The organism is Rhodovulum adriaticum (assembly GCF_004345735.1).
Classification (GTDB): domain Bacteria; phylum Pseudomonadota; class Alphaproteobacteria; order Rhodobacterales; family Rhodobacteraceae; genus Rhodovulum; species Rhodovulum adriaticum.
The window spans coordinates 526,665-532,900 of sequence record NZ_SLXL01000002.1 but is presented as its reverse complement, the minus strand read 5'-3'; the positions used below and the strand labels follow the sequence as shown (position 1 = coordinate 532,900).

At 63.7% G+C, this 6,236-nt stretch carries 13 protein-coding genes; all 13 read left to right on the top strand.

Features of this window, described 5'->3' with window-relative positions; genetic code table 11:
• The coding region (locus EV656_RS06100; RefSeq protein WP_481883009.1) for an EF-Tu C-terminal domain-related protein at positions 1–357 on the top strand (357 nt) is incomplete at its 5' end.
• Positions 358–412: 55 nt separating this feature from the next.
• Positions 413–721: a 30S ribosomal protein S10 gene (gene rpsJ, locus EV656_RS06095; protein ID WP_114964874.1), complete on the top strand. Its 309-nt coding sequence runs from the start codon at positions 413–415 to the stop codon at positions 719–721.
• Between the two features lie 14 nt (positions 722–735).
• Positions 736–1,461: a 50S ribosomal protein L3 gene (rplC, locus tag EV656_RS06090; protein WP_132600850.1), complete on the top strand. Its 726-nt coding sequence runs from the start codon at positions 736–738 to the stop codon at positions 1,459–1,461.
• Positions 1,458–2,078: a 50S ribosomal protein L4 gene (rplD, locus tag EV656_RS06085; RefSeq protein WP_132600847.1), complete on the top strand. Its 621-nt coding sequence runs from the start codon at positions 1,458–1,460 to the stop codon at positions 2,076–2,078. Before rplC ends, rplD begins: the two co-directional genes overlap by 4 nt.
• Positions 2,075–2,371, top strand: a complete 297-nt coding sequence (locus EV656_RS06080) for a 50S ribosomal protein L23 (RefSeq protein ID WP_132600844.1) — start codon at positions 2,075–2,077, stop codon at positions 2,369–2,371. Before rplD ends, EV656_RS06080 begins: the two co-directional genes overlap by 4 nt.
• A 125-nt stretch (positions 2,372–2,496) precedes the next feature.
• Positions 2,497–3,336, top strand: a complete 840-nt coding sequence (gene rplB / locus EV656_RS06075) for a 50S ribosomal protein L2 (protein WP_132600841.1) — start codon at positions 2,497–2,499, stop codon at positions 3,334–3,336.
• A 3-nt stretch (positions 3,337–3,339) separates the two neighbouring features.
• Positions 3,340–3,618, top strand: a complete 279-nt coding sequence (gene rpsS / locus EV656_RS06070) for a 30S ribosomal protein S19 (protein ID WP_132600838.1) — start codon at positions 3,340–3,342, stop codon at positions 3,616–3,618.
• Positions 3,619–3,623: 5 nt separating this feature from the next.
• Complete coding sequence (gene rplV / locus EV656_RS06065; protein WP_132600835.1) at positions 3,624–4,004, top strand: 50S ribosomal protein L22; 381 nt, start codon at positions 3,624–3,626, stop codon at positions 4,002–4,004.
• Positions 4,004–4,714 (top strand): 30S ribosomal protein S3, encoded by a 711-nt coding sequence (gene rpsC / locus EV656_RS06060; protein ID WP_132600832.1) that lies wholly within the window; start codon positions 4,004–4,006, stop codon positions 4,712–4,714. Before rplV ends, rpsC begins: the two co-directional genes overlap by 1 nt.
• Before the next feature lie 12 nt (positions 4,715–4,726).
• Positions 4,727–5,140, top strand: a complete 414-nt coding sequence (gene rplP, locus EV656_RS06055; protein WP_132600829.1) for a 50S ribosomal protein L16 — start codon at positions 4,727–4,729, stop codon at positions 5,138–5,140.
• Positions 5,141–5,345: 205 nt separating this feature from the next.
• The gene (gene rpmC / locus EV656_RS06050) at positions 5,346–5,546 is read left to right on the top strand and encodes a 50S ribosomal protein L29 (RefSeq protein ID WP_132600826.1); all 201 of its coding nucleotides are present in this window, start codon (positions 5,346–5,348) and stop codon (positions 5,544–5,546) included.
• A 15-nt stretch (positions 5,547–5,561) separates the two neighbouring features.
• Entirely contained in the window at positions 5,562–5,795 is a 234-nt protein-coding gene (rpsQ, locus tag EV656_RS06045; RefSeq protein WP_132600823.1) for a 30S ribosomal protein S17, read from the top strand.
• Between the two features lie 72 nt (positions 5,796–5,867).
• Positions 5,868–6,236: a 50S ribosomal protein L14 gene (rplN, locus tag EV656_RS06040; RefSeq protein ID WP_011567679.1), complete on the top strand. Its 369-nt coding sequence runs from the start codon at positions 5,868–5,870 to the stop codon at positions 6,234–6,236.

Sequence of the window (6,236 nt, the reverse complement as noted above, 5' to 3'; positions counted from 1 at the left end):
GCGCTGCTGCGCGGCATCGACCGTGATGACGTGGAACGCGGCCAGGTGCTGTGCAAGCCGGGTTCGGTGACGCCGCACACCAAGTTCGAGGCCGAAGCCTACATCCTGACCAAGGAAGAGGGTGGGCGCCACACGCCGTTCTTCGCGAACTACCGCCCGCAGTTCTACTTCCGCACGACGGACGTGACCGGGACGGTTCAGCTGCCCGAGGGCACCGAGATGGTGATGCCGGGCGACAACCTGAAGTTCACGGTTGAGCTGATCGCGCCGATCGCGATGGAAGAGAAGCTGCGCTTCGCCATCCGCGAAGGCGGCCGCACCGTCGGCGCCGGCGTCGTGTCCAAGATCATCGAGTAATCGCAAAAGGCCGGGCGGGCCAAAGGTCCGCCCATCAGCCTGAAGGGCAAAACAAATGCAAAGTCAGAATATCCGCATTCGGCTGAAGGCCTTCGACTACCGCGTTCTGGATGCCAGCACGCAGGAGATCGTGAACACGGCCAAACGGACCGGCGCCCAGGTGCGCGGCCCGATTCCGCTGCCGAACAAGATCGAGAAGTTCACTGTTCTGCGCGGTCCCCACGTGGACAAGAAATCGCGCGACCAGTGGGAAATTCGTACGCACAAGCGCCTGCTCGACATCGTCGACCCGACACCGCAGACCGTGGACGCGCTGATGAAGCTCGACCTCGCCGCCGGCGTTGATGTCGAGATCAAGGTTTAAGGGGGCACGGAAAGATGCGCTCTGGAGTGATCGCAAAGAAGCTGGGCATGACCCGGCTGTTCATGGAGGACGGCCGCCAGGTGCCCGTGACCGTGTTGCAGCTTGACGGCTGCCAGGTCGTGGCGCAGCGCACGGTCGAGAAAGACGGCTATACGGCCGTGCAACTGGGGTCGGGCGCTGCCCGGGCCAAGCGGGTGTCGGCGCCGATGCGCGGGCATTTCGCCAAGTCGAGCGTCGCGCCCAAGCGTAAGCTGGCCGAGTTCCGCGTGGCCCCCGAGAACATGATCGATGTCGGTGCCGAGATCACCGCCGATCATTACCTCGAAGGGCAGTTCGTGGACGTGTCCGGCACCTCGATCGGTAAGGGCTTTGCCGGTGCGATGAAGCGGCACAATTTCGGCGGCCTGCGGGCGTCGCACGGTGTGTCGATCAGCCACCGTTCGCATGGCTCCACCGGTCAGTGTCAGGACCCGGGCCGCGTGTTCAAGGGCAAGAAGATGGCCGGCCACATGGGCGCGGCGCGCGTGACCACGCAGAACCTGCAGGTTGTCAAGACCGACGCCGACCGCGGGCTGATCATGGTCAAGGGCGCGGTGCCCGGGGCCAAGGGCGGCTGGGTGACGATCAAGGACGCGGTCAAGAAAGCCGCGCCCGAGAACCTGGTGCTGCCTGCCGCGGTGAAAACCGTTGCCGCCGAGGCGCCCGCCGAGGCTGCGCCGGCCGAAGGGGGTGAAGAATGAAACTCGACGTGATCAAGCTGGACGGGGCTAAGGCTGGCACCGTCGATCTGGGCGACGAGGTTTTCGGCCTGGAGCCGCGCGCAGATATCCTGCACCGCGTGGTCCGCTGGCAGCGCAACAAGGCGCAGGCCGGTACCCACAAGGTCAAGACCCGGTCGGAAACCAGCTACTCGACCAAGAAGATCTATCGCCAGAAGGGCACCGGTGGCGCACGCCACGGGGACCGCAACGCGCCGATCTTCCGCAAGGGTGGCATCTACAAGGGTCCGACCCCGCGCAGCCATGCCCATGACCTGCCCAAGAAGTTCCGCAAGCTGGGCCTGCGCCACGCGCTGAGTGCGAAGGCCAAGGCCGGGGAACTGGTGGTGCTGGACACGGCCGATCTGGCCGAAGCCAAGACCGCCATGCTGGCCAAGTCGGTCAAGAACCTGGGCTGGAAACGGGCCCTGGTCATCGACGGGGCGCAGGTGAACGAAAACTTCGCCCGCGCGGCGCGCAACATCGAGGGGCTCGATGTGCTGCCGTCGATGGGGGCCAATGTCTATGACATCCTCAAGCGCGATACGCTCGTGCTGACCAAGGCGGGTGTCGAAGCGCTGGAGGCGCGACTGAAATGAGCGCGAAGGCAGAACACTACGACGTGATCCGCAAGCCGGTCATCACCGAAAAGGCGACCATGGCCTCTGAGGCCAACGCGGTTGTTTTCGAAGTGGCGATCGACGCGAATAAGCCGCAGATCAAGGAAGCGATCGAGAGCCTCTTCGGTGTCAAGGTGAAGGCCGTGAACACGACCATCACCAAGGGCAAGACCAAGCGGTTCCGTGGCATTCTCGGCCGGCGCAAGAACGTCAAGAAGGCCTACGTCACCCTCGAAGAGGGCAACACTATCGACGTGACCACGGGTCTCTGATAAACGACGACGAATCTCCGGCCCCGGGCATTCCCGGGGCCGGGCGTTTTTCTAGCCGGGGCGCCGGTTTTACGCCCCTTACTGCAACTGGACCTTTGGTCCGAAGCTGACGGAAGACAGAAAGCATGGCACTCAAGTCGTACAAGCCGACGACGCCTGGCCAGCGTGGGCTGGTTCTGATCGACCGTTCGGAGCTTTGGAAAGGTCGTCCGGTCAAATCCCTTACCGAGGGTCTGACCAAGAAGGGCGGCCGGAACAACACCGGACGGATCACGGCGCGTCGCCGTGGCGGGGGGGCGAAACGCCTGTACCGCATCGTGGATTTCAAGCGGAACAAGTTCGACGTTCCCGCCGTTGTGGCCCGTATCGAATACGACCCGAACCGGACCGCCTTTATCGCGCTGATCCAGTACGAGGACGGCGAACAGGCCTACATCCTGGCGCCGCAACGCCTGGGCGTCGGCGACAAGGTCGTTTCGTCGACCAAGGCCGACGTGAAGCCGGGCAACACCATGCCCTTCACCGGCATGCCTATCGGGACGATCGTGCACAACATCGAGCTGAAGCCCGGCAAGGGCGGTCAGCTGGCCCGTGCCGCCGGCACCTACGCGCAATTCGTCGGTCGCGATGGCGGCTACGCGCAGATCCGCCTGTCCTCGGGCGAACTGCGGATGGTGCGCCAGGAATGCATGGCCACGGTCGGTGCGGTGTCGAACCCCGATAACAGCAACCAGAACCTCGGCAAGGCCGGTCGCCGCCGCCACATGGGCAAGCGTCCCTCTGTCCGCGGTGTCGTCATGAACCCGATCGACCACCCGCACGGCGGTGGTGAGGGCCGGACTTCGGGTGGTCGTCACCCGGTCACGCCCTGGGGCAAGCCCACCAAGGGTGCCCGCACCCGCAAGAACAAGGGGACGGACAAGTTCATCATCCGCTCCCGTCACGCGCGCAGGAAGGGTCGCTAAACCATGGCACGTTCTGTTTGGAAAGGCCCCTTTGTCGACTCCTACGTCCTCAAGAAGGCCGAGAAGGCCCGCGAGTCGGGCCGCAAGGAGGTCATCAAGATCTGGTCGCGTCGTTCTACGATCCTGCCCCAGTTCGTTGGCCTCACCTTTGGTGTCTACAACGGCAAGAAGCACGTTCCCGTGCTGGTGTCCGAGGACATGATCGGCCAGAAGTTCGGCGAATACGCGCCGACGCGGACCTATTACGGTCACGCGGCCGATAAAAAAGCGAAGAAGAGGTAAGCGTCATGGGCAAGGAAAAGAACCCCCGCCGCGTGGCCGAGAATGAAGCGATGGCCAAGATCCGTATGCTTCGCACCTCGCCTCAGAAGCTGAATCTCGTCGCCGCGATGATCCGCGGCAAGAAGGTGGATCGCGCCCTGGCCGACCTGACCTTCAGCAAGAAGCGGATCGCCGAGGACGTGAAGAAATGCCTTCAGTCCGCGATCGCCAATGCCGAGAACAACCATAACCTGGATGTGGACGAGCTGATCGTGGCCGAGGCCTATGTCGGCAAGAACCTGGTGCTCAAGCGCGGTCGTCCGCGGGCCCGGGGCCGGTTCGGCAAGATCACCAAGCCGTTCTCGGAACTCACCATCAAGGTCCGCCAGGTCGAGGAGCAAGCCTAATGGGTCACAAGGTCAATCCGATCGGCATGCGCCTGCAGGTGAACCGCACCTGGGACAGCCGCTGGTATGCCGACAGCAAGGAATACGGTGATCTTCTGCTGGAAGACATCCGCATGCGCGAGTTCATCAAGGACGAGTGCAAGCAGGCCGGTGTCAGCCGCGTTATCATCGAGCGCCCGCACAAGAAGTGCCGGGTGACCGTGCACACCGCGCGCCCGGGCGTCATCATCGGCAAGAAAGGCGCCGATATCGAGGCCCTGCGCAAGAAGCTGGCGAACATGACCGACAGCGAGCTGCACCTGAACATCGTCGAGGTGCGCAAGCCGGAACTGGACGCGCAGCTGGTGGCCGAGAGCATCGCCCAACAGCTGGAACGCCGGGTCAGCTTCCGCCGCGCGATGAAGCGGTCGGTGCAGAACGCCATGCGTATGGGTGCCCTGGGTATCCGGGTGAACGTCGCGGGCCGCCTGGGCGGCGCCGAGATCGCCCGGACCGAATGGTACCGCGAGGGCCGGGTGCCGCTGCACACGCTGCGCGCGGATATCGACTACGCCCATGCCGAGGCCTCTACGCCCTACGGTATCATCGGGATCAAGGTCTGGATCTTCAAAGGCGAAATCATGGAGCACGACCCCGCTGCCCGTGACCGGCGCCAGGCGGAGCTTCAGGAAGGCGGCGGCGGGTCTCCCCGTCCGCGTCGCGACCGCTGAGGAGTGTAAGAGATGCTGCAACCCAAGCGCACGAAATTCCGCAAGATGCACAAGGGCCGGATCCACGGTCAGGCCAAGGGCGGGTTCGATCTGAACTTCGGCACCTTCGGCCTGAAGGCGACCCAGCCCGAGCGTGTCACCGCCCGCCAGATCGAAGCGGCGCGCCGTGCCATGACGCGTCACATGAAACGTCAGGGCCGCGTCTGGATCCGGATCTTCCCCGATACGCCCGTGTCGTCCAAGCCCGCCGAGGTTCGGATGGGTAAGGGTAAAGGTTCGGTCGATTTCTGGGCGGCCAAGGTCAAGCCCGGCCGCGTGATGTTCGAGATCGACGGCGTTTCCGAAACCGTCGCACGCGAGGCCCTGCGCCTGGCCGCGATGAAGCTGCCGATCAAGACCCGTATCGTGCAGCGCGAAGACTGGTAAGGCGTCGGGGACATCCCAACGCATGAAATGGGCCCCCGCCGGCAAATCGGCGGGGGCTTTTGCATCCCGTCCCCGCCCTGGGGGAAATGGGGGCTTGTTTTATCGGGCCGGGCAGCGTATGGCAGCGGCTCATCCATGAACTCCACCGGAATCAGGGTGACCCTTCACGGGGCTCTCCGGTGATGTTGAAAGGAAGGAAAAGGCGATGAACGCCCAGGAACTGAGAGACAAGACGCCCGACGAGCTGCGCGAGCAGCTGGCCGGTCTCAAGAAAGAGGCCTTCAACCTGCGTTTCCAGCAGGCGACGGGTGCGTTGGAAAGCACCGCGCGCATGCGCCAGGTCCGCCGCGACGCTGCGCGCGTGCTGACCGTCCTGAACGAAAAAGCCCGCGCGGCGGCGGAATAAGGGGAGCCGAACCAGATGCCCAAACGTATCCTGCAAGGCACCGTGACCAGCAACCAGAACGCTCAGACCGTCACGGTCCTGGTCGAGCGGCGCTTCAAGCACCCCGTTCTGCAAAAGACCATTCGTAAGTCCAAGAAGTACCGGGCTCACGACGAGAACAACCAGTATCAGGTTGGGGACATCGTGCGCATTCAGGAATGCGCGCCCAAGTCCAAGACGAAACGCTGGGAGGTCGTGGCGCAAGCCTGACACCTTCCGGTTTGATCGAAACCCTGGGGCACCCGTAAAACGGATCAGTCCCCAAAGGTCGGGAGAAACCACATGATCCAGATGCAGACCAATCTGGATGTCGCTGACAACTCCGGCGCACGCCGGGTTCAGTGCATCAAGGTCCTGGGTGGTTCCAAGCGTAAATACGCCTCCGTCGGCGACATCATCGTCGTCTCGGTAAAGGAAGCCATCCCGCGCGGCCGCGTGAAGAAGGGCGACGTGCGCAAAGCCGTCGTCGTGCGCACCGCCAAGGAAGTTCGCCGCGAAGACGGCACCGCGATCCGCTTCGATCGCAACGCCGCCGTCATCCTCAACAACAACAACGAGCCGATCGGCACCCGCATCTTCGGCCCCGTTGTGCGTGAGCTGCGCGCGAAGAACTTCATGAAGATCATCTCGCTCGCCCCGGAGGTGCTGTAA

What these genes read in the sequence shown, in the direction of transcription:
- rpsJ (WP_114964874.1), top strand. Translation starts at nt 413, where the DNA reads ATGCAAAGTCAGAATATCCGCATTCGGCTGAAGGCCTTCGACTACCGC.
- rplC (WP_132600850.1), top strand. Translation starts at nt 736, where the DNA reads ATGCGCTCTGGAGTGATCGCAAAGAAGCTGGGCATGACCCGGCTGTTC.
- rplD (WP_132600847.1), top strand. Translation starts at nt 1,458, where the DNA reads ATGAAACTCGACGTGATCAAGCTGGACGGGGCTAAGGCTGGCACCGTC.
- EV656_RS06080 (WP_132600844.1), top strand. Translation starts at nt 2,075, where the DNA reads ATGAGCGCGAAGGCAGAACACTACGACGTGATCCGCAAGCCGGTCATC.
- rplB (WP_132600841.1), top strand. Translation starts at nt 2,497, where the DNA reads ATGGCACTCAAGTCGTACAAGCCGACGACGCCTGGCCAGCGTGGGCTG.
- rpsS (WP_132600838.1), top strand. Translation starts at nt 3,340, where the DNA reads ATGGCACGTTCTGTTTGGAAAGGCCCCTTTGTCGACTCCTACGTCCTC.
- rplV (WP_132600835.1), top strand. Translation starts at nt 3,624, where the DNA reads ATGGGCAAGGAAAAGAACCCCCGCCGCGTGGCCGAGAATGAAGCGATG.
- rpsC (WP_132600832.1), top strand. Translation starts at nt 4,004, where the DNA reads ATGGGTCACAAGGTCAATCCGATCGGCATGCGCCTGCAGGTGAACCGC.
- rplP (WP_132600829.1), top strand. Translation starts at nt 4,727, where the DNA reads ATGCTGCAACCCAAGCGCACGAAATTCCGCAAGATGCACAAGGGCCGG.
- rpmC (WP_132600826.1), top strand. Translation starts at nt 5,346, where the DNA reads ATGAACGCCCAGGAACTGAGAGACAAGACGCCCGACGAGCTGCGCGAG.
- rpsQ (WP_132600823.1), top strand. Translation starts at nt 5,562, where the DNA reads ATGCCCAAACGTATCCTGCAAGGCACCGTGACCAGCAACCAGAACGCT.
- rplN (WP_011567679.1), top strand. Translation starts at nt 5,868, where the DNA reads ATGATCCAGATGCAGACCAATCTGGATGTCGCTGACAACTCCGGCGCA.